Source organism: Limibacillus halophilus (genome assembly GCF_014191775.1).
GTDB lineage: Bacteria > Pseudomonadota > Alphaproteobacteria > Kiloniellales > CECT-8803 > Limibacillus > Limibacillus halophilus.
Map to the genome: position 1 here is coordinate 32,934 of NZ_JACHXA010000001.1, position 23,368 is coordinate 56,301.

At 59.0% G+C, this 23,368-nt stretch carries 20 protein-coding genes, 1 tRNA gene and 2 pseudogenes; 9 read left to right on the plus strand and 14 right to left on the minus strand.

The genetic code is table 11. The features are described from left to right. Nucleotides 1-45: 45 nt before the first annotated feature. Nucleotides 46-1,410 (minus strand): formimidoylglutamate deiminase, encoded by a 1,365-nt coding sequence (locus tag FHR98_RS00160; protein ID WP_183414588.1) that lies wholly within the window; start codon nucleotides 1,408-1,410, stop codon nucleotides 46-48. Nucleotides 1,411-1,515: 105 nt separating this feature from the next. On the opposite strand from FHR98_RS00160, the gene hutI reads away from it, so the two are divergent. From hutI to hutG, 3 genes are read left to right on the plus strand one after another with little or no spacing between them, the layout of a single operon-like run. Then, entirely contained in the window at nucleotides 1,516-2,679 is a 1,164-nt protein-coding gene (gene hutI, locus FHR98_RS00165; protein WP_221205688.1) for an imidazolonepropionase, read from the plus strand. Then, nucleotides 2,676-4,205, plus strand: a complete 1,530-nt coding sequence (gene hutH, locus FHR98_RS00170; RefSeq protein WP_183414590.1) for a histidine ammonia-lyase — start codon at nucleotides 2,676-2,678, stop codon at nucleotides 4,203-4,205. Before hutI ends, hutH begins: the two co-directional genes overlap by 4 nt. Then, nucleotides 4,202-4,993, plus strand: coding sequence for an N-formylglutamate deformylase (gene hutG / locus FHR98_RS00175; protein WP_183414591.1), 792 nt, complete (start codon nucleotides 4,202-4,204; stop codon nucleotides 4,991-4,993). Before hutH ends, hutG begins: the two co-directional genes overlap by 4 nt. 113 nt (nucleotides 4,994-5,106) lie before the next feature. Here hutG and FHR98_RS00180 read toward each other — a convergent pair whose 3' ends face one another. After that, nucleotides 5,107-6,000: a LysR family transcriptional regulator gene (locus tag FHR98_RS00180; RefSeq protein WP_183414592.1), complete on the minus strand. Its 894-nt coding sequence runs from the start codon at nucleotides 5,998-6,000 to the stop codon at nucleotides 5,107-5,109. An 80-nt stretch (nucleotides 6,001-6,080) separates the two neighbouring features. On the opposite strand from FHR98_RS00180, the gene FHR98_RS00185 reads away from it, so the two are divergent. The 3 genes and pseudogenes from FHR98_RS00185 to FHR98_RS00195 form a co-directional block, all read left to right on the plus strand. After that, nucleotides 6,081-7,256 carry a CaiB/BaiF CoA transferase family protein gene (locus tag FHR98_RS00185; protein WP_183414593.1) on the plus strand — a complete coding sequence of 392 codons (1,176 nt, stop codon included), beginning with the start codon at nucleotides 6,081-6,083 and terminating at the stop codon, nucleotides 7,254-7,256. Beyond that, nucleotides 7,253-8,389: an acyl-CoA dehydrogenase family protein gene (locus FHR98_RS00190; protein WP_183414594.1), complete on the plus strand. Its 1,137-nt coding sequence runs from the start codon at nucleotides 7,253-7,255 to the stop codon at nucleotides 8,387-8,389. The genes FHR98_RS00185 and FHR98_RS00190 overlap by 4 nt, the downstream gene beginning before the upstream one ends. A 120-nt stretch (nucleotides 8,390-8,509) precedes the next feature. Next, a pseudogene (locus tag FHR98_RS00195) lies at nucleotides 8,510-8,653 on the plus strand (IS6 family transposase); the annotation flags it as partial. A gap of 54 nt (nucleotides 8,654-8,707) precedes the next feature. Here the strand turns inward: FHR98_RS00195 and FHR98_RS00200 are convergent. Then, nucleotides 8,708-9,124, minus strand: a pseudogene (locus tag FHR98_RS00200) (DDE-type integrase/transposase/recombinase); the annotation flags it as partial. Nucleotides 9,125-9,167: 43 nt separating this feature from the next. On the opposite strand from FHR98_RS00200, the gene FHR98_RS00205 reads away from it, so the two are divergent. Continuing rightward, nucleotides 9,168-9,872: an IS6 family transposase gene (locus FHR98_RS00205; RefSeq protein ID WP_183414596.1), complete on the plus strand. Its 705-nt coding sequence runs from the start codon at nucleotides 9,168-9,170 to the stop codon at nucleotides 9,870-9,872. 420 nt (nucleotides 9,873-10,292) lie between these two features. Here FHR98_RS00205 and FHR98_RS00210 read toward each other — a convergent pair. Beyond that, nucleotides 10,293-10,382, minus strand: a tRNA-Ser gene (locus FHR98_RS00210). A gap of 245 nt (nucleotides 10,383-10,627) precedes the next feature. Here FHR98_RS00210 and FHR98_RS00215 point away from each other — a divergent pair. Further along, the gene (locus FHR98_RS00215) at nucleotides 10,628-10,936 is read left to right on the plus strand and encodes a hypothetical protein (protein WP_183414597.1); all 309 of its coding nucleotides are present in this window, start codon (nucleotides 10,628-10,630) and stop codon (nucleotides 10,934-10,936) included. A 22-nt stretch (nucleotides 10,937-10,958) separates the two neighbouring features. Here FHR98_RS00215 and lepA read toward each other — a convergent pair whose 3' ends face one another. The 9 genes from lepA to FHR98_RS00260 form a co-directional block, all read right to left on the minus strand. Next, a complete protein-coding gene (gene lepA, locus FHR98_RS00220) occupies nucleotides 10,959-12,761 on the minus strand; it encodes a translation elongation factor 4 (RefSeq protein ID WP_183414598.1) in 1,803 nt (600 codons plus the stop codon). Between the two features lie 151 nt (nucleotides 12,762-12,912). Next, a complete protein-coding gene (gene pheT / locus FHR98_RS00225; RefSeq protein ID WP_183414599.1) occupies nucleotides 12,913-15,318 on the minus strand; it encodes a phenylalanine--tRNA ligase subunit beta in 2,406 nt (801 codons plus the stop codon). A gap of 5 nt (nucleotides 15,319-15,323) precedes the next feature. Next, nucleotides 15,324-16,394, minus strand: coding sequence for a phenylalanine--tRNA ligase subunit alpha (gene pheS, locus FHR98_RS00230; RefSeq protein ID WP_183414600.1), 1,071 nt, complete (start codon nucleotides 16,392-16,394; stop codon nucleotides 15,324-15,326). Nucleotides 16,395-16,447: 53 nt separating this feature from the next. Beyond that, a complete protein-coding gene (locus tag FHR98_RS00235; protein ID WP_183414601.1) occupies nucleotides 16,448-16,837 on the minus strand; it encodes a hypothetical protein in 390 nt (129 codons plus the stop codon). A gap of 87 nt (nucleotides 16,838-16,924) precedes the next feature. Further along, a complete protein-coding gene (gene rplT, locus FHR98_RS00240; protein WP_183414602.1) occupies nucleotides 16,925-17,293 on the minus strand; it encodes a 50S ribosomal protein L20 in 369 nt (122 codons plus the stop codon). A gap of 35 nt (nucleotides 17,294-17,328) precedes the next feature. Further along, on the minus strand, nucleotides 17,329-17,529 hold the full coding sequence (rpmI, locus tag FHR98_RS00245) for a 50S ribosomal protein L35 (RefSeq protein ID WP_183414603.1): 201 nt from the start codon (nucleotides 17,527-17,529) through the stop codon (nucleotides 17,329-17,331). 235 nt (nucleotides 17,530-17,764) lie between these two features. After that, entirely contained in the window at nucleotides 17,765-18,286 is a 522-nt protein-coding gene (gene infC, locus FHR98_RS00250; RefSeq protein WP_183414604.1) for a translation initiation factor IF-3, read from the minus strand. Nucleotides 18,287-18,379: 93 nt separating this feature from the next. Continuing rightward, on the minus strand, nucleotides 18,380-20,302 hold the full coding sequence (gene thrS / locus FHR98_RS00255) for a threonine--tRNA ligase (RefSeq protein ID WP_183414605.1): 1,923 nt from the start codon (nucleotides 20,300-20,302) through the stop codon (nucleotides 18,380-18,382). Between the two features lie 169 nt (nucleotides 20,303-20,471). Next, entirely contained in the window at nucleotides 20,472-21,647 is a 1,176-nt protein-coding gene (locus tag FHR98_RS00260) for a glycosyltransferase family 4 protein (protein ID WP_183414606.1), read from the minus strand. A 67-nt stretch (nucleotides 21,648-21,714) separates the two neighbouring features. On the opposite strand from FHR98_RS00260, the gene FHR98_RS00265 reads away from it, so the two are divergent. Then, nucleotides 21,715-22,491 carry an alpha/beta hydrolase gene (locus FHR98_RS00265; RefSeq protein ID WP_183414607.1) on the plus strand — a complete coding sequence of 259 codons (777 nt, stop codon included), beginning with the start codon at nucleotides 21,715-21,717 and terminating at the stop codon, nucleotides 22,489-22,491. Here the strand turns inward: FHR98_RS00265 and FHR98_RS00270 are convergent. Further along, on the minus strand, nucleotides 22,474-23,367 hold the full coding sequence (locus FHR98_RS00270; RefSeq protein WP_183414608.1) for an SDR family oxidoreductase: 894 nt from the start codon (nucleotides 23,365-23,367) through the stop codon (nucleotides 22,474-22,476). The two genes, FHR98_RS00265 and FHR98_RS00270, sit on opposite strands and share 18 nt — an antisense overlap. Nucleotide 23,368: the final 1 nt, after the last annotated feature.

Consider the following 23,368-nt stretch of genomic DNA (forward strand, 5'->3'; position numbering starts at 1 on the left):
GGTTGATCGGATGATGAGGCAGGATGCAGATTCTTCGACCTGAAGTCACAATCCTTCCCGCAGCGACTTCACCGCAGCGCGATAGGCGGCTGTAATCGATTCCTTTGCCACGTGGCGTCCATCGCGCACCAAATGCCGGCCTGCGGACCATACATCACGCCGCATGTCGTTGCCGCCCGCAAAGGCGAAACTGTCGAGCACGGTGTCGCCCTGCAATCCCTCGAGATCTGGGTGCCGCATATCCAGTGCCAACAAGTCGGCCCATTCGCCCTGGGCGATTGTTCCGCTACCACGCCCCGCCGCTTGCGCGCCCCCCTTGGCAGCCGCCTCGAAAATTCGCCGCCCCGTGGATTGTTCGGCGCTGGCCAAAGCTGCGCGTGTATGGTCGCGAAGCCTCTGTGACGTATCGAGTTGACGCAACTCCTCGGCCAGCGAAATACGAATGTTGCTATCCGACCCAATTGCGATAGCGCCTCTTGAATCAAACCATCGCACCGCGTCGAAAATACCATCGCCTAAGCTCGCCTCCGTCAGCGGACAAAGACCGGCGACTGCCCCTGTTCGGGCCAACCCTTCAATTTCATGGGGCTGCATCTGAGTGCAATGAATTAGACACCAGCGCGGGTCGATATCCAGATGATCAAGTACCCATTCCACCGGCCGGGCGCCATAGGCAGCCAAAACTTCATCGACTTCGGCCTGTTGCTCGGCCAAGTGCATATGGATAGGCCCGGCCCCAGCCAAAGACGCCGTAGTTACTAAATCTTCTGCAGCGACTGCGCGCAGTGAATGTGGCGCCACGCCCAATACAGCGTCTGAGGATAAATGGGTCAGCCCATTTCCCGCCGCTTCTAACAGACGTGCAAACCTTGAGGGGTCGTTGCCAAATCGACCCTGTCTAACTTCGAGCGGACGACGACCACAACCCGCGTACTGATAGTGCACTGGCAATAGCGTCAGACCGATTCCGCTCGCGGCTGCGGCGGCTGCGATCCGTTCGGACATCTCGCCCAGGGCTGCATAAGGCGTGCCGTCCGGTTGATGGTGAAGATAGTGGAACTCGATACTGGCACCAAATCCCGCCTCTAGCATTTCCATTTGAACAAATGCAGCGATGGCTTCCAGGTGATCAGGTGTGATCCCGTCCAAGAAGCGATACATCAAGCTGCGCCAAGTCCAGAAGCTGTCGCTCACATCCCGGCCGCGCTTTTCGGTCAGACCGGCCAAGGCTCGTTGGAAGGCATGCGAATGGCAGTTGGCCGGAGCAGGAACTAGTACATCCACCTGAGTCCCGAACATCGGCTGCCCAGTCAATACCGACGCAATTCGCCCATTAGCAGCAATATTGACAGCCACATCCGTCGCCCAACCCTTTGCCAGCAGCGCCTGGCGGGCCCATATCGTCGTCATTTCACTTCCACCTTGACAGATTTATTATGTATATACATAAATCATATACAATCATATCAAACAAGGTTTTTCACAGTGCTGCTGAGTAACGCAAAAATTGCCACGATGACAGGCTCCAACCGCTACGGGCTCATAGAGAATGGAGCGATTGTTCTCTCCGGAGATTCAATTACCTGGGTGGGGCCAGTGGCTGATCTTCCCAGTCACCTGAAGGGTGGTGAAATTCGCGATCTTGGCGGTCGTCTGGTCACTCCCGCATTGATCGATTGCCACACGCATGCTGTGTTCGGTGGTAACCGTGCACGTGAATTCGAGATGCGCTTGGAAGGCGCTACTTATGAAGAGGTTTCACGCGCTGGCGGCGGGATTGTTTCAACCGTAAAGGCTACGAGGGCTGCCCCAGAAGAGATCCTATTGGTTGAAGCGCTCGCTCGAGTCGATGCACTGATCGCGGAAGGTATGACGACGATCGAGATCAAATCCGGCTATGGGCTCGATCTAGAGACAGAACTGAAGATGTTACGCACCGCGCGTTCGATCATGGCGAGGCGCGCAGTCCGTGTGATAACGAGCTTTCTAGGAGCGCACGCTATTCCACCTGAGTATGCAGGCCGTGCGGACGCCTATATAGACGAAGTCGCGATCCCAACGCTCGAAGCTGCCCATCAGGAGGGACTCGTCGATGCGGTAGATGGGTTCTGCGAAGGCATAGCGTTTGATACCGCACAAATCGGACGGGTATTCGATAAGGCAAAAGCACTCAACTTGCCTGTAAAGCTGCATGCGGAACAGCTTTCTCATTTCGGAGGCACTGCGCTCGCGGCGCGCTATGGAGCGCTTTCTGCAGATCATCTGGAACATGCAACTGATGACGACGTGAAAGCACTGGCTGCCTCAGGCACAGTAGCCGTAATACTGCCCGGAGCCTTCTATACCATTCGCGAAACCAAAGCGCCGCCGATAGAATTCTTACGAGCCCACGGCGTACCGATGGCACTCGCCACCGACTGCAATCCTGGATCCTCGCCGCTCACTTCTCTTCTATTGGTCATGAACATGGGATGCACACTCTTTCGCATGACGCCGGAAGAAGCTTTGGCTGGCGTTACCCGCAATGCTGCTCAAGCGCTTGGCTTAGATGACGTAGGCACGATCGAGACGGACAAGCGCGCTGACCTCGCCGTTTGGAATGTGGCCGACCCGGCTGAGCTTTCTTATCGGATCGGGTTTAACCCGCTCCATAGCCGTATTTTTGGAGGAACCACATGACGCTCACGCTCGTGCCCGGTCAGGCGACACTGGAGACGCTGGAGGCGATCTGGCGTGGGACAGGCCCCATACGGCTCGATGAATCGGCCCGCGCAGGCATTGAGGCCGCTGCCAAGTTGGTCCGTGACGCGGCGGCAGGCGATGCCGCTATCTATGGCGTAAACACCGGCTTCGGCAAGCTTGCCAGCGTCAAGATCGCGGCAAAGGACACGGCGAAGCTGCAACGCAATTTGATCCTCAGTCACTGCTGCGGCGTGGGCCAAGCGCTCGACCAGGCGACGACACGGCTGATGATGGCGCTGAAGCTCCTCAGCCTGGGACGCGGCGCTTCGGGCGTGGCTTGGGAGACGGTTCGCTTGCTGGAGGATATGCTGGCCGCAGGGGTCATGCCCGTCGTCCCCGATCAAGGTTCGGTCGGCGCCTCCGGTGATCTGGCACCGCTGGCGCACATGGCTGCGGCCATGCTGGGTGAAGGCCGGGCAACCCATGACGGCGAGGAGCTCCCGGCGGCGGAGGCCCTTAAGCGCGCCGGACTGACGCCTATCGTGCTCGGACCGAAGGAAGGTTTGGCGCTCATCAACGGCACCCAGTTTTCGACGGCCTGCGCGCTCGTTGGCCTGTTCGGCGCCTGGGCCAACGCCCGCGCCTCAGTCGTCACGGCGGCTCTTTCCACCGACGCCATCATGGGCTCCACCGCTCCGTTGGTGGATGCGATCCACACGTTACGAGGTCATCCGGGCCAGATCGACGTGGCCCGCGCGCAAACGGCCTTGATGGCGGGTAGTGAGATTCGCGAAAGCCACCGGGAAGGTGATACCCGGGTCCAGGACCCCTACTGCATCCGCTGCCAACCGCAGGTAACGGGTGCTGCGATCGACCTATTGCGTTTCGCAGGCCGGACTCTGGAGGTCGAGGCCAATGCCGTGACCGACAATCCACTGGTCCTCGTCGAGGAAGGGCTGATCGTCTCCGGCGGCAATTTTCATGCCGAACCCGTCGCTTTCGCGGCCGACCAGATCGCGCTGGCGGTGGCCGAGATCGGCGCCATTGCGCAGCGCCGCGTCGCCTTGATGGTGGACCCGACGCTCAGCTTCGACCTGCCACCGTTTCTGACACCCGATCCGGGGCTCAACTCGGGTCTGATGATTGCCGAAGTGACGACGGCGGCGCTGATGAGCGAGAACAAGCACCTAGCCCACGCCTGCTCCACCGATTCCACCCCGACTTCGGCCAACCAGGAAGATCACGTCAGCATGGCCGCCCATGCCGCCCGGCGGCTGCACCGTATGAACGCCAACCTGAACGTCATTCTTGGCGTGGAGGCCATGTGCGCCGCTCAAGGCATCGAGTTTCGCGCGCCGCTGAACACCAGCACCACGCTCCAGGGCGTGATGGGGCGACTGCGCAGCGAAGCGCCTCGCGTTACCGAAGACCGCTACTTGGCCGATGATATCGCCAGTGCTGCGGCGATGATCGCCGACGGTCGCCTCACCCACGACCTCAGTTTGCCGGAGCTTGGGGGATGAAACCTGTCGAGGTGTCACGCGGCGACGGGCCGATCGTATTGGGGATACCGCATAGCGGTACATGGCTGCCAGGCCACATCAAGGCACAGTTAAATGACCGCGGTCGAACCCTCGCCGATACTGATTGGCACATCGACCGCCTTTATCACGGTCTATTACCCGGCGCGACAACAGTGCGAGCAACTTTTCATCGTTATGTGATTGATGCTAATCGCTCACCAAAAAACGAGAGTCTCTATCCGGGTCAAAATACGACTAGCCTGGTGCCCGTTACGGATTTTGACGGCCGGCCGATCTGGAGCACCGCGCCCGACGCTGCGGAAGTAGCTGCAAGGCGAGCAGCCTTTCACACTCCCTATCATACAGCGTTGGAGGTCGAATTAAAGCGGGTGCAGAAGCGCCATGGCGTTGCCATTCTTTACGACTGCCACTCCATTCGATCTCAAATACCTTATCTGTTCGACGGAAAATTACCGGACTTTAACATTGGCACCGCATCAAGCAGCAGTTGTGATGAAAGGCTCGAAGATTTGGTGCAATCAATCTGTAAAGCAACAGGGGGGACGACTGCCACCAATGGGCGCTTCAAGGGCGGTTGGGCCACGCGCCACTATGGCCGACCTCTTCATGGCATTCACGCTATTCAGATGGAGTTGGCGCAATCCACCTACTTAGAAAATGAAGCTCCACCATTTACATATGATGAGTTGAAAAGCGCCCACCTGCGTTCCCTTCTGGCAGAGATTTTGGGTCGGATCGCATCACTGGCGCCCGAACTGGGGAGATAACGCCTCTTGATAATGTAGGAATCACTGTCAAGGGACGCGACTAGTGTTCCCAGAAAACCTGAAAAGTGGGGCGGTTCCTTGACCTTCGTGAGCTAGAGCGTCAACGCCGCAGATCAAGCTTTGAAGGACTGAGCCGCAAAGCTGCAGAATTGATCCACCAGAGCGCTTGACCGCAACCGCATTGATCTCGCCAGCGCAATGTGATGCGGCGCGAGATTCCCCTCAAGAGGCATTCGTATAACGGGCTGCCCATCATAAGCAGTGTTATGGGTAATATCGGTCGCCAAAAGCCCGACGCCCAAGTTATTTGCGACCATCGACCGAAGCATTTCGACCGAGCCGGTTTCATACGCAATCTTTGGACTAATCCCATGCATTTGCGCCAGTGTCAGAAAATACCCGCGACTGTGCGGTAGATTCATCAGGATCAGTGGGTCCTGCAACAACTCGGCCATGCTTACGGATTTACGGCCTGCCAAGGGGTGAGTGCTTGGCAGAAGACCATAGGGGCGCACATCAGCAAGCGGTGTGATATTGAGACTTGACGGGGGACCAAAATCATAAGTCAACGCGACATCTATTTGCCCGGACTCTAGCCAACCCGACAAGGTTTCCAGATCTGCCTCGTGGAGCCGAATATGTGCCTTTGGATGTGCCTCCTGGAATCTGCGAACCAAAGACGGCGCATAGCGCGGGCCGAGAGTTGAAAATACGCCCAGATCAAGAATTGCCTGTGTCGCAGCGCTAGTATCGAGAACTTGCTGAGCCTGCGCACGCAAGGCTCGGAATTCTCCCAATTTTTGAAGCCCGTAAGATGTTGGAACGACTCCCTGTCCGGAAGTGCGCGCAAACAAAGGACGGCCAAGATAACCCTCAACTTTTGCTATCGCCAGTGACACTGACGGCTGTGAGACGTTCAGAATGCGCGCAGCTGCGGCCGTGCTGCCACCATCGGCTGCTGCAATCACAAAGTCGATCTGTCGTAGTGTGATAGCTATAGGTTTCATTTATTATGATATCAGTTTTTAGTATTTTTTACTATAGCACAATTTGCCCTAACCTCCAGTGAGCAATACTGGAGATGCCAATGCAACAGAACCCAATATCCGGCAACCTAAAGCCCCTCGATGGTGTGCGCGTTCTGGATTTCACCCGCGTTCTCGCCGGCCCTTATTGCACGGCACTGATGGCCGATCTTGGAGCCGACGTGATCAAGGTGGAGGCAGCCCATGGGGATGATTATCGCCATGTCGGCCCCTTTAATCAGAACGAAAGCTTACTATTTCAAGCCATTAACCGGGGAAAGCGTTCGATTTCTCTGAATCTGAAGTCAGATGGAGACATATCTAAGGTCAAGCATCTTTTGCGTGACACGGACGTGTTGGTTGAGAACTTCAGGCCTGGCGTGATGGAAAATTTCGGACTTGGCGCCGACGCTTTGCGGGCTGAATTTCCATCTTTGGTTTATGTGTCGGTCTCAGGCTTTGGCCAAACTGGCGCCAACGCGGCCAAACCAGCCTATGACATTATCATTCAGGCAATGAGCGGATTGATGGACGTAACCGGAGAACCAGACGGATCGCCAACGATGATCGGCGAAGCTTTGGGTGATGTTGCGGGCGGTCTTTTTGCTGCATGGGGCACCATGGTGGCGCTGTTTGACCGCAGTCGAACCGGTAAGGGGCGGCATGTGGATGTTGCGCTCTTTGATGCGTTGACCTCGATGATGCCACTTTTGGCCTGCCGCACTTTGATGGGCGGTGACGCCCCGACCCGCACTGGCAACCGTCATTCGCTTTCGGCACCGTTTGGTACGTATCCAGCAAGCGATGGGCATTTCGCCGTGGCGGTTTTGAATGACCGCCTATTCGCAACATTCTGTGAGGTGATTGGCCAGCCTGAACTGGCAAAAGACCCACGGTTCTCCTCAGACGCTTTGCGTCACGAAAACGAGCCTGCGCTTGCCGAGAGGATTGAAGTCTGGGCCGGGGCTAAGACCGTTGATCAGATCGTTTCCAGCCTATCTGCTGCTGGAATTCCCGCATCCGAAATCCAATCAGTTGCGCAGGCTTGGGCATCGCCACAGGCGGTCGAGCGGGGGCTAGCATCCGAGGTCGAACATCCTGTGCTTGGGCGCTTGAATGTGCCGGAGCAACCAGTTCATTTCAGTGACGCGCCGCGCGGCGGCCGTAAGGCTGCGCCGGGTTTGAATGCCGATGCCGAGGAAATTCTGGGCGGCCTGGACAAAGGAGAGACCGAATGAACTATCCTGTTTCCGAGGACGAGATTGCCGTCATTGACCAGATCGAGCGGTTTTCCGCGGAAGTACTCGCGCCGCAGGCTGCAAAACTGGATGAAGAGGCTATGTTTGCCACTCTCCATTTGCCCGCGATGGCTGAGATGGGTCTACTGGGCATCAACCTGCCCGAAGAAATGGGAGGTATCGGCCTTTCGGGTCCGGCGCTGTATGCTGCGGTCGAAGCCATCGCCGGGGCCTGCGGCTCCACTGCCTCGATGCTAACCGCCCATTTCCTAGCAACCGATTCGGTTTTGCTGGGCGGCGACGCGCAGTTGCAGGCGCGCTTTTTGCCAGATGCCGCGGCGGGGAAAAAGCTTGGCGCATTTGCTCTGACTGAACCGCAGGCTGGCTCCAATCCGGCAGATATGACGACTTACGCGGTGCGTGAAGGCGATGGATATCGGATCAAGGGGTCCAAGTGTTTCATCTCTAATGCAGGGGCCGCGGATTTCATCGTGGTCTATGCAAAAACCGACAGAGGCGCCGGTGCGCGGGGCGTCAGCGCCTTTATCGTCGAACCGAAAATAATCGCTGGTGTCGATATCGCGTCGAATGAGCGTACCATGGGCCTGAAGGGCGGCCACGTGTTTGGCATCACCTTTGATTGCTGGGTGCCAGAAGCAAACCGGCTTGGCGACGAGGGCACTGGCTTTCGCACTGCAATGAAGGTGTTGGACAACGGGCGGATCGAGGTGGCGGCGCAAGCGACCGGCATCGCCCACGCGGCCTTGCAGGCGGCGATTTCATACGCCAAGGAGCGCAAGGTCGGCGGCCACCCGATCGCCGACTTCCAGGGCCTGCAATGGATGTTGGCCGACAGTGCCACCGAACTGGCTGCGGCCCGGGCGCTGTCGATGCAGGCGGCTGTCAAACGCGGAACGGGACAGCGCTATTCGACCGAGTCCGCATTGGCCAAGCTTTATGCGACTGAAGCGGCGTGGCGCGTTGCCGACAGGGCGCTGCAAATCCATGGCGGATACGGATATACCCGCGATTTCCCGCTGGAACGATACCTGCGCGACCTTCGGATATTCCGCATCTACGAAGGATCCTCGGAAATTCAACGAACCATCATTGCACGCGGTTTGCTGGCCTGAGGGAGATGTCAGAGCAATTCGAACTTGTCCCAGTATGTCTCAGCAATAGCGAGGCCGTTGACAGGCAGTGTCAGAGCAAATCGCCTTGAGCAAGGTCGGGCGATTTCGTAGCGTCCGGCCATGTCCAAACGCAGCCCATTCCGCTATTTCAAGGCCAGCCCCGAGATCATCCGCCTTGCGGTCATGATGTACATTCGGTTTCCACTTTCACTCCGGAGCGTCGAGGATCTGTTGCACGAGCGTGGGATCGATATCAGCCACGAGGGCTTTGACACATTAACTCACGAAGATCAAAGAACCTCGCTGTGACTGCGGGCTTCACACAGCTTGGCAGGCCGTCTTCCATAGCGTGAATGCTTCGCTGCGAAGGATCTTGTGGCTGGATCGACTGAGGAAATGACGCTGACAATTGAAGGTGTTGTAGGTAGCGGCGTGAACGGATAGGAAGCGTTGAGCGGAACTTGGTGACTTGAAGCCTTGTTGCCTTCGCTCTTGTCGTCGAACGGGCTGATGGGAGTTCTCAGCTCGATTGTTGGCTCTAAGTCCTCGATCATGCCGTGCGGACAGGCCAAGATCGACGAAGGCTTTTTGATAGGAGCGCAACCTATCCGTCACGATACTGCTCGGCGCGAAACCTTGTTTCTTGAGCAGCTTCTTCATCAGTTTCCTGGCGACGCGGGCATTGCGTCTCTTCTGAACCAGGAAATCCATAACCTCTCCCGGCAGTGTCAGAGCAAATCGCCTTGAGCAAGGTCGGGCGATTTCGTAGCGTCCGGCCATGAGCAAACGCAGCCCATTCCGATACTTCAAGACATCGCCCGAGATCATCCGCCTTGCGGTCATGATGTACATTCGGTTCCCACTCTCACTACGGAACGTGGAGGATCTCCTTCACGAGCGCGGGATCGATATCAGCCACGAAACGGTGCGCTTTTGGTGGCAGCGGTTCGGCCCAGTGTTCGCCTCTGAGATCCGCAAGCGACGGATCCAGAGCATGCGATCAAGCCTCTGGCGATGGCACCTGGACGAGGTGTTCGTGAAGATCAACGGCGAGATATATTACCTATGGCGCGCCGTGGATCACGAGGGCGAAGTCCTGGAATCCTTCGTGACGAAAAAACGAGATAAGAAAGCTGCGTTGAAATTCCTAAGGAAAGCAATGCGCAAACACGGACGACCCGAGGCTATCGTAACCGATCGGCTTCGGTCCTATGGGGCCGCAATGAAAGAGATCGGCAACATCGATCGTCAGCATACTGGCCGTTGGATGAACAATCGTGCTGAGAATTCACATCTGCCCTTCCGACGAAGGGAGCGAGCAATGCTGAGGTTCCGCCGAATGCGAAGTTTGCAGCAATTCGCCGCCGTCCATGCCGCCGTCTATAATCTCTTCAACTCAGAACGCGGCCTTTCCTCTCGAACTATATTCAAGCTAAACCGCGCCGCCGCTCTCTCCGAGTGGCGCGGCCTTCTCGCGTTCTAACGCTCGCCATTGCTGAGGCATACTGAGACAGGTTCGAATTGCTCTGACAACTCCGCGGCGCATCCTGAACCTGGCCTTCCTCGCCCCCGACATCGTCGAGGCGGTTCTCCGCGGCGACGCCTCACCGACCCTCCTGCAACAGGAACTCCAGCAGGGCATTCCGCTGGACTGGTCGACCCAGCGTAAGGCTTTTGATTCTCGAGGGAATCCGGCCTGAACGCCGCCTGGAACAGGGGCCCCCCCAAAGCCAAAGCGCACCGCCAAAAGACATCGTAGAGAAAGTCGGTCCTTTGCCGCCCAGAAGAGCAGCCATTGCTCAGAGAAAGTGACCGAACACACCGCTCACTATCCCCACAAGCCATTGAGATCACGCGCAGAGTTCAGCGCACTACGATACCGACAATGTTGGGGCTGACTGCGTGGCGGAGAGGGTGGGATTCGAACCCACGAGACGGTTTCCCGCCTACACGCTTTCCAAGCGTGCGCCTTCAGCCTCTCGGCCACCTCTCCGCTGATCGCAACGATCCAGGAACGGCGCAGAACCTAACCGAGCCGTGAGGCCAATGCAATCGAAGAAGCGCGTCTTGGACCGCTCTTTGCGTGAGGGATGTCAGGCCGGGCCGAAAAGCGTATATATGTGAAGCTCTATAAACGCCTCCGCAGCGCCCGAAAGCGGCCTTATGACTGCAACGATGAGCCGCTAGGCGCCAAATTTGGGAACTGCACCTTGAGGAGGCTGAGGAAGGGAAGATGCAATGCGAAAGGTATTACGGCTCATCGGATGGGTGTTCGTGCTGTTGGCCGCGGCTCTGTTAGGCCGGGATTTGTGGCCGGTTCTCACCGGTGGAGAAGTTAAGCTGCGCGCAGGCGGCGACCTATGGTTCCAGATAGACCCCGGCTCGCTAAACGGTCTGCAGGCTGGTGTCGAACGCTACATAGACCCGGCACTTTGGGAGGGGATAATCTTCCCGATCCTTCAGTTGCCGGCATTCCTGCCCCTGCTGGGGTTAGGAGGTCTGCTGCTGCTCGTCACCTGGAAAGGACGCCGCCACCGGCGGCGTTGACCCTGCCTCCCAAAAGCGGCGGTCAATCGCCATCCATCTTCAAAGCCGCCAGGAAGGCGGATTGCGGAATCTCTACGTTACCGAACTGCCGCATACGCTTCTTGCCCGCTTTCTGCTTTTCCAACAGTTTCCGCTTACGGCTGATATCGCCGCCGTAACACTTCGCGGTCACATCCTTGCGCATGGCGGAGATGGTTTCGCGGGCGACGACCTTGCCGCCGATCGCTGCCTGCACGGCAATCTTGAAGAGCTGGCGCGGGATCAAATCCTTGAGGCGAACGCAAAGCGCCCGACCCCGGGATTCAGCTTGACCACGGTGGACGATGATCGATAACGCCTCCACCGGCTCTTGATTAACCAGGACGGTGACTTTCACGAGATCGCCCTCGCGGTACTCCTCCATGTGGTAATCGAAGGATGCGTAGCCGCGTGACACCGATTTAAGCCGGTCGTAGAAATCGTAAACCACCTCGTTCAGCGGTAGCTTGTAGACCACCATGGCCCGGCTGCCGGCATAGGTGAGTTCGACCTGCTCGCCTCGCCGCTCCTCGCATAGCTTCAAGACGGCACCAAGGTAATTGTCGGGAACCAAGATCGTGGCGCGGATCCAAGGCTCCTCGATCGAGTTGATCCGGGTCACCTCCGGCATATCCACCGGATTATGAAGCTCGACCGTCCGACCGTCGGTCATCGAAAGGCGATAGACGACGCTGGGAGCCGTTGTGATCAGATCCAGATTGAACTCACGCTCCAGCCTCTCCTGCACGATCTCCAGGTGCAAGAGGCCCAGGAAGCCGCAGCGGAAACCAAACCCCAGAGCCGTTGAGCTTTCCGGCTCGAAGGCAAAGGATGAGTCGTTCAAGGCCAATTTACCCAACGCATCGCGCAGGTTCTCGTATTCGCCCGCGTCAACCGGAAAGAGGCCGCAAAACACCACCGGCACGCTGGGCTTGAAACCTGAAAGCGGCTTGTCCGTGGGATTGCGTTCGTCTGTGACGGTGTCGCCGACCTTGGCATCGTTGATGTCCTTGATCCCGGCAACGAGATAGCCGATCTCGCCCGGCCCCAGGTCAGTGCATTTGCGGCGCGCCGGTCCGAAGACGCCGACTTCCTGCACGTCGTGGAGCGCGCGTGAACCCATGAACCTGGCCTTCATGCCGGGTTTTAGAACCCCGTCAATGATCCGCAGGATCGAAACCACGCCCAGATAACTGTCATACCAGGAATCGATGACCAGCGCCTTTAGCGGCGCATTGCGTTCGCCTTTTGGAGAGGGCAGGCGCTTGACCAGAGATTCCAGAACATCGTCGATCCCCATGCCGGTCTTGGCGGAGATGGCCACGGTCTCGCTGGTATCCAGCCCAATGACCTCCTCTATCTGCTCCTTGATGCGTTCGGGCTCGGCGGCCGGCAGGTCAATCTTGTTGAGAACCGGTACAATCTCGTGGTCGTGCTCGATCGCCAGATAAACATTGGCCAGGGTTTGCGCCTCGACGCCCTGGCTGGCGTCAACCAGCAGGATCGATCCCTCACAGGCTTTCAGCGAGCGGCTGACCTCATAGGAGAAGTCCACGTGACCCGGTGTGTCGATCAGGTTCAAGACATAGGTCTGGCCGTCGCGCGCCTTGTAGTTGAGACGAACCGTCTGCGCCTTAATGGTGATGCCGCGCTCGCGCTCGATATCCATCGAGTCCAGCAACTGCTCTTTCATCTCGCGCAGCGATACCGCCTCGCAGCGTTGGATCAGACGGTCGGCGAGCGTCGACTTACCGTGATCAATGTGCGCGATGATCGCGAAGTTGCGTATGTGCGTCAGGTCGGTCATGCCCGCTGCCCGTATAGCCTCTTAAAGATGCGAGGAAAATTCGCCCCGGAACATAAGGCCGAACGCAACGCAAAGCAACGTCTGGAGAGCCTATGCCCGAAAATGCGCGGTGACCCAGGTAAAGCACCTGCAAAGGGCCGCACTTTAGCTCCTATCCCCGCAGCGTACCGCCGGTGGCCTTGCCGACCTGTGCGATGATCTTGGCGGACACCGCCTCGATTTCCGCATCCGTCAAGGTCTTGTCGCGCGGTTGCAGCGTCACCTCGATGGCCAGCGACTTGCTGCCGTCCGGCACGCCCTTGCCGACGTAGTGGTCAAACAGCTTGACCTCGGTGATCAGCGCACGATCCGCACCCCTTGCCGCGCGCAACAGCTTCTCGGCGGTAATGTCCGCATCGACCACGAAGGCGAAGTCGCGGCGAACCGGCTGGAACGCAGATGCCTCAAGTGCCGGGCGCAGATTGGTGCTCTTCTTTGGCACCGGTATTTCCTGCAGGTAAACCTCGAACGCCACGGCCGGACCACGCAACCCGACTGCCTTCAATATCCTTGGGTGCACCTCGCCAAAGACCGCTAAAACCTTCGGTCCAAGCCGCAAGCTGCCGGAGCGTCCCGGATGGTACCAACCCGGTGCATCGGCCGTGACTTGGAGATTCTCCGTTGGCGCGCCGCAGGCTTCCAGCGCTGCAAGGGCATCGCCCTTGGCATCGAAGGCGTCCAAAGTCCGTGACGTCATGTTCCAATGGCGACCGACAGCCTGGCCGGACCGCAGACCGGCAGCGACTTCTTGCTGATCCTCCGGACTGTCGCCCTGATAGGCCCCGCCGATCTCAAACAGCGCGACATCGGTCAAGCCGCGGTCACTGTTGCGGGCGGCAGCCTCGACAAGGTTGCCGATCAAAGTCGGCCGCATAGCGTCGAGGTCGCTGGAAATCGGATTAACCAGCATCAAGCTGTCCGGCACCGGCCGGAAGAGCTTGGCGAGCTTCGACGGCATGAAAGAGAAGGTCACCGTTTCATTGAGCCCGCGCCAGGCAAGCGCTGTCCGGGCCAGGCTCGTGCGACGGTCAAGCAGATCCAACGCCGGTTTGGGCAAATCCGTATCGCGCGCCAGGGACACCACTGGGATGGCGTCAAATCCGTGGATGCGCAGAACCTCCTCGACCAGGCAGGCTTCGCCTTCGATATCCGGCCGCCAGGAGGGCACGGCCGCCATCAGCGTGGCGCCGTCGTCGGATACCTCGAAACCAAGATCGCCCAAAATGCGTGCCTGCTCGGCTTTCGGCAAATCCAATCCGCCGAGGGTCGAAAGACGCTCCGGCCGCAAGCTTATGTTCCGGGAAACATCGGGGATTGCCCCGGCACTCACCGGATGGCTCGCCTCGCCGCCGCAGAGCTCCAGGATCCACTTGGTCGCCACCTGGACACCCCAGTCGGCTGACTGTGGGTCCAGACCGCGCTCGAAGCGATAGCGCGCATCCGACAGGATTCCCAGCCTCCGCCCGGAGGTTGCGACCCTTACCGGATCAAAAAGCGCGACCTCCAGAAAGACCTCGCTCGTTTCCAGCGTACAGCCGGAAGCCTCGCCGCCCATGATACCGCCGATTCCCTCCAGCGTGCCGCCGGTCTCGTCGGCGATAACCACCGTCTCGCTATCAGGGCGATAGCTGCGCTCGTCCAATGCCAGGATTTCCTCATCACCACGCGCCAAGCGCATGGTGAGGTCACCCTTGAGTTTGCCTGCGTCAAAAACGTGCAAGGGGCGGCCAAGGTCAAAGGTCACATAGTTGGTGATATCCACCAGCGCGGAAATCGGACGCAATCCAATCGCCTTGAGGCGACGCTGCATCCAAGCGGGGCTGGAACCGTTCTTGACGCCACGGAAGCTGCGCCCTGCGACATATGGACAAGCGTCCTCGGCCTCCGCTGGAAGATCGCGACGCCATTTGATGGGACTTTCGAAGCTGCCGCCGATGGAAGCCGCCTGCAGGGGCTTGAGGGTCCCCAGGCCAGCGGCGGCCAGATCGCGCGCCACACCGCGCACCCCCAGACAATCACCACGGTTCGGCGTGATCGCTATGTCGATCACCGGATCGTCGAGACCCATGACCTTGGCGAAGGGCGCACCGAAGGGTGCATTCTCGGGCAATTCGATAATGCCGCTGTGCTCGTCCGACAAACCCATTTCCCGTTCGGAAACGAGCATGCCATTGGATTCGACGCCCCGAATCACGCCCTTCTTGAGATCGACACCCGTGCCTGGCACATGCGTGCCGGCGGGTGCGAAAACGCCGATCATGCCGGTACGCGCGTTGGGTGCGCCACAGACAACCTGGACCTCACCCTGAATGGTTTCCACGATGCAAACGCGCAACCGGTCGGCATCCGGGTGAGGTTTAGCTTCCTTCACCCGCGCGACCGTAAAGGGCGCCAGTTCGGCGCTGCGATCCTCGACCCCCTCGACCTCCAGGCCGACCATCGAGAGAGTTTTGACGATATCCTCAAGCGTGGCGTCGGTATCCAGGTGATCCTTCAACCAGGAAAGCGTGAACTTCATGGCGCTCAGAGCCCCCTTACCATGGACGGCGTCTCAAGCGGTAGAAAGCCGTAGTGCCGCAGCCAACGCAGATCGCTGTCGTAGAAGGTTCTTAGATCCGGGATGCCATACTTCAACATGGCGATCCGCTCGATTCCCATGCCGAAGGCAAAGCCCTGATACTTGCGTGGGTCAATGCCGCAGTGTTCCAGAACCTTTGGGTGCACCATCCCGCTTCCCAGGATCTCCAGCCAATCCTTACCCGCACCTATCTTTAACTGACCACCCTCGCGGGAGCAGCCGATATCGACCTCGGCGCTGGGTTCGGTGAAGGGGAAGTAGCTGGGCCGGAAACGTACCGGCAAATCGTCCACGTCGAAGAACGCCCTGCAGAAATCGATCAACGTTCCTTTCAGATGACCCATGTGGGTCTTCTCGTCGATCACCAAGCCTTCGATCTGATGAAACATCGGACTGTGGGTGGCGTCGGAATCCGATCGGAAGGTGCGCCCGGGTGCGATGATGCGCAGCGGCGGCGTGGTTTTCTGCATGGTGCGAATCTGCACCGGAGAGGTGTGGGTCCGCAGCACCAGCCGCGAACCGTCCTCACGCTCGGGCAGATAAAAGGTATCGTGCTCCTGCCGGGCCGGATGTTCTTCGGGAATGTTCAAGGCGGTGAAATTGTGGAAATCATCCTCGATGTGGGGACCGTTCGCCACCGAGAACCCCATCTCGCCGAAGATCGCGACCAGTTCATCGACAGTGCGGCTGATCGGGTGAAGGCGTCCCAGTTCGGCCGGTCGCGCCGGGAGGGTTACATCGATGCGCTCTGCCTGCAGGCGGGCATCCAGCTCCGCCCCTTCCAGCGCACCCTTTCGACCCTCCAGGGCCTCTGCGATCTCGTCTTTCAGGGCGTTGAGCTGTTGGCCGCGCAGACGACGTTCTTCCGCGTCCAGTTGGCCCAGGCTTTTCATCTGCTGGGTTATGAGGCCCTTCTTACCCAAGGCCTCAATCCGCAGTTGCTCGAGCGACTGAAGATCGCCAGCGCCTTCGATACGCTTACCTAGTTCGGCCCTCAGCTTTTCCAGCTCACTCATCCCAGTTCCTTCGTCAACCACTTCGCCGTTCCGATCAGCAAGCCTTCAAACCGTCACTCCAGCTCCAAAAGCATGAGATCAAGCGCACCCTGCAGAATACCGCGGGCCCGACCATCGACAATGACATCCTCGGACGCAATCTTGCCCGTCTGGCGATTGTGTATCCACTGCAGCTGGATCACATGATCGCTGCCCTTGTTATCGGTCTTCTCAATCCGCGCTTCGACCAGAATAATCTCGTCCTTGCCTGCGACATAATCGCGGGCGGACCAATCGAAGGTTCCGCGTGCGCCTGCGATCTCCTTGACCAGTTCCTCGTTGGTTTGTCCGGTCAGGCTCTGGGCACGCTTGACCGCATCGATATCGCTCGAATAACCGCCGCAGGCCGCCAGAAACAAAATCCCGGCGAACAGCAGCTTTCGGCTGATCGTTGAAACGGTCATGATCGCTCGCTTTCCGTGAAACGCCACCGCAGGCCAGCCGGAACGCACCCCGGGCGGGAAGGTTCCGGCAGAGCCCGCAGTCAGCGATTACTTCTGAGCAGCGGCGCGGGCGGCCTGGGCCTGATCGACCAGAGCCTTGAAGGCCTCCGGCTCGCGGATCGCGAGGTCCGACAGAACCTTACGATCAAGTTCGATGCCGGCCTTGTTCATGCCGTCAATGAACTGCGAGTAGGTGATGCCATGCTCACGCACACCGGCATTGATGCGCTGAATCCACAAGGCGCGGAAATTGCGCTTGCGGACGCGGCGATCGCGATAGGCATACTGCAGGCCTTTCTCGACCTTTTCCTTCGCGACGCGATAAACGGTTGAATTGCGGCCCCGGTAGCCCTTGGCTGCCTTCAGGACCTTACTGTGACTGGCGCGGGCGGTAACGCCTCTCTTGACACGAGCCATTACGACACTCCTTCTTGCTTAGCTGTTTGGCTTGCTTAGCCGTTCGGCAGGAAATGCTTGCGCACGAATTTTGCGTCGGTCTCGGCCATGATGGTCGTCCCGCGCGCATGGCGCTTCATTTTCTGCGAACGCTTGCGAAGATTGTGCCGCTTGAAGGCGACGTTCATGCGAACCTTACCGGTCGCGGTCAAACGGAAGCGCTTTTTGGCGCTGCTGTTTGTCTTCATCTTGGGCATTTTGTCATCCTCTTTAGATTTAGAGCGTTTGATGAACCAACAGCAAAACGACCGGGCATGCCCTTTTTCAAGCCCGCCGTTGCTTTGGAGAGCCGGGTTATAACGTCTAGCCACCACCTTGGCAAGAGCGGCCCACCCAGTGATCGACGGGTGATAGCCTTAGCCCCAGGCCCGAACAAAAAGGACGGCCCGGCGGCCGTCCCTTTCATTTCTCGCGGCGATCCAAGCTAATCCACTAGCGCGGCGCCACCACCATGATCATCTGGCGTCCTTCGAGCTTGGGTAACTGCTCGACTTTGGCCACTTCTTCAAGATCGTTGCGCACCTTGTCGAGAAGCTGCAGGCCGAGATCCTGGTGCGCCATTTCGCGACCGCGGAAGCGCAAAGTAACCTTCACCTTGTCGCCGTCTTCCAGGAACCGGTTGATTGCCCGCATTTTCACATCGTAATCATGTTGATCGATGTTCGGGCGCATCTTGATCTCTTTGATCTCGATGATTTTCTGCTTCTTCTTGGCTTCGTTCTTTTTCTTCTGCGCTTCGTACTTGAACTTGCCATAGTCCATGACCTTGCAGACCGGTGGATCGACGTTCGGGGAAATTTCCACGAGATCGAGCCCCGACTCTGCGGCCAGGTCTAAAGCTTCTTCAATGGTAACGACGCCGCGGTTTTCACCTTCGGCGTCAATGATACGCACCTTGCGAACGTTGATCATGTCGTTCACGCGCGGACCCTCACGGGTGGGCGCGGCGTTCATTGGTGGTCTGGCTATGGATAATCTCCTGTCTTCGTTAAAGCAAATTGCCTGCAGAACACCTGTCTGCAACGCACAAGCAGCACGTCCTCCGCATCATGCAGGAGGAGCCGCTTCTTCCTTTAGTCTAACTATAGCGTCCTCAAGCGCAAGAATCTCTTGTTCTTTGCCGCCCAGCCGCCGCAAAGCTACCGTGCCCTCTTCCGCCTCGCGCTGGCCGACGACCGCAATCACCGGAATTTTGCGATGGCTGAGTTCACGAACCTTGTAGTTAATCTTCTCGTTCCGCAGATCGGTTTCAACACGCAAACCGGCAGCTTTCAGCGCTGCACTGGCCTTTTCCGCGTAAGCATCGGCATCATTCACGATGGTTGCGACAACCACTTGCACCGGCGCCAGCCAAAGCGGGAACCTGCCAGCGTACTGCTCAATCAAAATTGCCAGGAACCGCTCGAAGGACCCGAGAATCGCACGGTGCAACATAACGGGACGGTGCCGCTCGCCGTCCTGTCCGATATAGCTGGCATCCAGGCGCTCGGGCAGCACAAAGTCCACCTGCAACGTACCGCACTGCCAGTCACGGCCGATAGCGTCCGTCAGGACGAACTCCAGCTTCGGCCCATAGAACGCGCCCTCGCCGGGGTTCAAGGTGTAGGCGAGCCCCGCCGCTTCGGTTGCTTCTATCAGTGCCTGCTCGGCTTTATCCCAGGTCGCATCCGATCCGGCGCGCACCTCGGGCCGGTCGGAGAACTTCACCTTCACCTCCGCAAACCCCAGATCGCGGTAAACCGTCTGCAACAGATCACAGAAAATCTTGGTCTCGCTGACGATCTGCTCTTCGGTGCAGAATATATGGGCATCGTCCTGAGTGAAGGCGCGAACCCGCATCAATCCATGAAGCGCGCCCGACGGCTCGTTGCGGTGGCAGGCGCCAAATTCGGCCATGCGCAGCGGCAGGTCGCGGTAGGATTTTACGCCCTGGCGGAAAATCTGCACGTGGCCGGGACAGTTCATCGGCTTGACCGCTAGCGTCCGGTCCTCTGACTCGGCAATGAACATATGCTCGCGGAACTTCTCCCAGTGGCCCGAAGCCTCCCAAAGCGCGCGGTCAATGAGCTGCGGCGTTTTGACTTCCTGATAACCCGCGGCTTCCAAACGGCTGCTCATGTAGCGTTCGACGGTACGGTAGAGAGTCCACCCCTTGGGATGCCAGAAGACACTACCAACGGCTTCTTCCTGCTGATGGAAAAGGTCCATCTCACGACCCACGCGGCGATGGTCGCGCTTGGCGGCCTCCTCCAGCCGAAGCAAGTAGGCCTTGAGCTGCTTCTCGCTTTCCCAGCAGGTGCCGTAAACACGCTGCAACTGCTCGTTCTTGGCGTCGCCGCGCCAGTAAGCGCCGGACAACCGCAAAAGCTTGAACGCGTGGCCAAGCTGCTTTGTCGAGGCCAAATGCGGCCCCAGGCAAAGGTCGAGCCAGTCACCCTGGCGATAGATGGTGATCACCGCATCCTCGGCCAGGGTCGCGATATGTTCGGCCTTGTACTTCTCGCCAATCTCGTTGAAGTGTGCGATCGCGGCCGCGCGGTCCCAAACTTCGCGCTTGATCGGGATGTCCCGCTCGACGATCTCGTGCATGCGTTCCTCGATGCGCTCCAGATCCTCTGGGGTGAAGGGCTCCTTCCGGGCAAAATCGTAGTAGAAGCCGTCATCCGTGGCGGGTCCGAAGGTAATCTGCGTTTCCGGATAGAGCTCTTGCGCAGCCTGGGCCAGAACATGTGCACAGTCGTGTCGCAGCACCTCAAGCGCATCCGGGTGACTGCGCGTCACGATCTCCAACGCCGCGTCGCACTCCAGCTCGCGGTCAAGATCCCACAATGCGCCATTCACCTTGACGACAAGAGCATCCTTGGCAAGGCGAGGGCCAATGGATTCCGCCACTGTCCGCCCGGTCGCCGGGCGCTGGTAGCTGCGGGCGGAACCGTCCGGAAGTGTGATCTTGACCTCTGCCGATGACATGGCGCTGTTAACTCCAGTATTTGCGTTGCGGGGTTGGAACGATCACCGCGAGAAGATCGTCAATGATGCCGGCCCCGAGACCGCCCCAAAGGGCTATCTGTGTTGCACCCCGGGCTGGGGCAGACTTTATGAACAATAGAGGACCTGTCAAGATACCGGCCAAGCGAAATCACCCGAGCAGTTCCCCGTATACCGCCAGAGTCGCGTTGCACATCTGCTCTTTGGTGAAATGCCCGCGAATGTTTGTAATGGCCGCCGCCGCGATCTGCTCACGCATATGGTGACTGAGACCAAGCGCCCAGCGGATACCTTCAGCCAGAGCCTCCTGGTCGCCCGGCTTGACCAGCTTGCCGGTCACGCCCGCCAGAATCTGCTCGGGAGCCCCGCCGTGGTCGGTTGCCACCACCGGCCGGCCCATGGCCTGCGCCTCGCCGATCGTCCGGCCGAAGGATTCGGGATGGCTGGAAGCCGAAACCACGACATTGGCCAGCATGTAGGCCGCCGCCATGTCATTGCAGTGATCGACGAGCCACACGCGGTCGCCCAAACCAACCGACGCTATTAGTTTCTCAAGTTCCGTACGAAAACGGCTGCCGCCCTGGTCGGCACCGGCGATCACACAGGCAAACTCCATATCCTTCATACGGGCCAACGCGTGGATCAGGTCAGTCTGCCCCTTACCCCGGGTAAAGCGCCCGGCCAACAGCACCAACGGCAGGGTCTCTGGCAAACGCCATTGTTCGGCCAGTTGAATCACCCGTTCAGCGGAGACAGCTTCCGGTGCGAATATCCGTGTGTCCACGCCGCGCGGTATGCAGCGCAAGCGATCGGGCCCGACCCCGTAAACAGAGGCCAGATGGTCGGCAATATAACGCGACGGCGCGATAACCCGTTCGCCCCGGGCCATGATGGAGTTGTAGGTGCGCTTGATCTCCGAACCATGGCCATAGGCGCCATGGAAGGTCGTCATGAAGTGAATGCCTTCCGCGCGGGCCGCATAGTAAGCCGACCAGGCCGGCGCGCGGCTGCGGGCATGGATGATATCGACGTTGCGCGCGCGAATGAGCTGGCGCAGCCGTTTTACGTTGCGCCACATGCCGACAGGATTCTTGGTTCCCAGCGGAAGGGTAACGTGTTCAGCCTGAACCCGCTGCAGCTCGTAGGCCATCGGCCCGCCCTCCGAGGCAACGAGCGAAACGCAGCCCGCCTGCACCAGTGCGCCCGCGATATCGACGGCGCCGCGCTCAACGCCGCCGGCGACCAATGCCGGCAGGACCTGCAGCACGACGGGCGGGCGCCCCTCGACAGGAGCAGGCGCGGAGATGTTACTCTTCGATTCAGACATGATAGGGCCGAGCTTATGCCTTGTTTTTGTCTTCCGCGAAAGGACCTAGATCGAAGAAGGTGACAGCATGACGCAATCGAGCAACCCGGCAAGCAATCAAGTCAGCTATCTGGCGTGTCCCAACGATGCCAGGATCGCCTATCATCGCTTGCAGGGGAAGGGCCCTGGAATCGTTTTCCTGGGTGGTTTCGCATCGGATATGACCGGCACCAAGGCCCTCGCCCTGGAAGCCTTTGCACGCGATCGGGGACAAGCCTTTCTGCGCTTCGATTATCAAGGACACGGTGCTTCCAGCGGCAGGTTCGAGGACGGCTCGATCGGCCTTTGGGCCGAGGACGCCAAGGCTGCCATCGCCGCGTTGACCCAGGGCCCGCAAATTCTGGTGGGTTCGTCGATGGGGGGATGGATCATGTTGCTGGCTGCGCTGGCCATGCCTGAGCGTGTCGCGGCGCTCGTCGGCATCGCCCCCGCACCCGACTTCACCGAAGACCTGATGTGGGCCGGATTCACGGCGGAAGTGCGCACCCAAATTATGGAGACGGGTGCCTATCGGGAGCCGTCCGACTATAGCGACGAGCCGTACGTCATTACCCGGAAACTGATCGAGGATGGCCGCCAGAACCTTTTGCTTCGCGACCCGATCCCCCTCTCTTGCCCGGTGCGCATTCTGCAAGGGCTGGAAGACCGGGACGTGCCCTGGGAGCACGCCCTCAAACTCTGCGCCGCGCTGGAAAGCAGCGATGTCGAGGTGACACTCGTCAAGGGTGGCGATCACCGCCTGTCGGAACCAGCCGACCTGGATCGCCTGGCGATGACATTGGAGCGTTTACTTGAGCGCTTTTAGGCCAACCTGATAGTTCGGGTATCGTAGGCGGTAACGCAGTTCGTTCTTGAGCTTTGCGTTCGAGACCCGGCGGCTGTCCGCGTAGAAGGACAGCGCCATAGGGGTCATGGTCTTGGCCGCTTCCTCGAAGGGAATCAACGGCAGCGAAGGCCGCCCCAGCAGGCCGCAGGCATAATCCGTTACCTCTTCGGCCGAAGCCGGCAGGTCGTCGGCAAGATTGTAAATCGCGCCTGGTTCCGGCTTGGCGATGGAAGCCCGCAATGCGCCGACGATATCATCCAGGTGTATGCGGCTGAACACCTGACCCGGTTTGTCGATACGACGGGCCGTGCCTCTTGCCACTTCCTCGAGCGCATTGCGCCCTGGTCCATAGATGCCCGCCAGCCGAAAGATATGCAGCGGCAATGCGGCGCGCGCGGCAAGCTTTTGCCAACCCTGTTCCTGCTTGACCCGGCGAAGACCACGCGGACCGCTGGGATTGAGCGGCGTGGTTTCATCAACCCACCCACCCTGATGATCGCCGTAGACTCCTGTCGTGGAGAGGAGCCCCACCCATGCCAAATTCTGAAGATCGGCTATATGCTCATCTTCATGATCGAGAGCCGGATCGCCCTCGGCATCTGGGGGAAGCGTAATCAGGAGATGCGTCGTTCCACGAAGGGCCAATTTCGGGTCGGCCAGATGATGGCCGCGATCAAACAGAAAAGCCTGTATGCCCTGTGCCTTCATGGCGGCCGCCTTCTCGGCACTTCGAGTCGTCCCCGCCACCTTCCAGCCCTCGGGGAGCAAACGCGTGGCCAGACGTTGGGCGACATAGCCCAGTCCGAAAACAAACAGGCGGCGTTCGTTGCCGTTGCGTGAAACAGCGTTCTCCATC

Bases quoted from the DNA above. Each gene is read 5' to 3' on its own strand.
- FHR98_RS00270 (WP_183414608.1), bottom strand. From the start codon at position 23,367: ATGGAGAACGCTGTTTCACGCAACGGCAACGAACGCCGCCTGTTTGTT.
- FHR98_RS00265 (WP_183414607.1), top strand. From the start codon at position 21,715: ATGACGCAATCGAGCAACCCGGCAAGCAATCAAGTCAGCTATCTGGCG.
- hutH (WP_183414590.1), top strand. From the start codon at position 2,676: ATGACGCTCACGCTCGTGCCCGGTCAGGCGACACTGGAGACGCTGGAG.
- thrS (WP_183414605.1), bottom strand. From the start codon at position 20,302: ATGTCATCGGCAGAGGTCAAGATCACACTTCCGGACGGTTCCGCCCGC.
- FHR98_RS00160 (WP_183414588.1), bottom strand. From the start codon at position 1,410: ATGACGACGATATGGGCCCGCCAGGCGCTGCTGGCAAAGGGTTGGGCG.
- hutG (WP_183414591.1), top strand. From the start codon at position 4,202: ATGAAACCTGTCGAGGTGTCACGCGGCGACGGGCCGATCGTATTGGGG.
- FHR98_RS00205 (WP_183414596.1), top strand. From the start codon at position 9,168: ATGAGCAAACGCAGCCCATTCCGATACTTCAAGACATCGCCCGAGATC.
- rplT (WP_183414602.1), bottom strand. From the start codon at position 17,293: ATGGCTCGTGTCAAGAGAGGCGTTACCGCCCGCGCCAGTCACAGTAAG.
- FHR98_RS00215 (WP_183414597.1), top strand. From the start codon at position 10,628: ATGCGAAAGGTATTACGGCTCATCGGATGGGTGTTCGTGCTGTTGGCC.
- FHR98_RS00235 (WP_183414601.1), bottom strand. From the start codon at position 16,837: ATGACCGTTTCAACGATCAGCCGAAAGCTGCTGTTCGCCGGGATTTTG.
- FHR98_RS00180 (WP_183414592.1), bottom strand. From the start codon at position 6,000: ATGAAACCTATAGCTATCACACTACGACAGATCGACTTTGTGATTGCA.
- hutI (WP_221205688.1), top strand. From the start codon at position 1,516: ATGACAGGCTCCAACCGCTACGGGCTCATAGAGAATGGAGCGATTGTT.
- lepA (WP_183414598.1), bottom strand. From the start codon at position 12,761: ATGACCGACCTGACGCACATACGCAACTTCGCGATCATCGCGCACATT.
- FHR98_RS00185 (WP_183414593.1), top strand. From the start codon at position 6,081: ATGCAACAGAACCCAATATCCGGCAACCTAAAGCCCCTCGATGGTGTG.
- infC (WP_183414604.1), bottom strand. From the start codon at position 18,286: ATGAACGCCGCGCCCACCCGTGAGGGTCCGCGCGTGAACGACATGATC.
- pheS (WP_183414600.1), bottom strand. From the start codon at position 16,394: ATGAGTGAGCTGGAAAAGCTGAGGGCCGAACTAGGTAAGCGTATCGAA.
- FHR98_RS00260 (WP_183414606.1), bottom strand. From the start codon at position 21,647: ATGTCTGAATCGAAGAGTAACATCTCCGCGCCTGCTCCTGTCGAGGGG.
- FHR98_RS00190 (WP_183414594.1), top strand. From the start codon at position 7,253: ATGAACTATCCTGTTTCCGAGGACGAGATTGCCGTCATTGACCAGATC.
- rpmI (WP_183414603.1), bottom strand. From the start codon at position 17,529: ATGCCCAAGATGAAGACAAACAGCAGCGCCAAAAAGCGCTTCCGTTTG.
- pheT (WP_183414599.1), bottom strand. From the start codon at position 15,318: ATGAAGTTCACGCTTTCCTGGTTGAAGGATCACCTGGATACCGACGCC.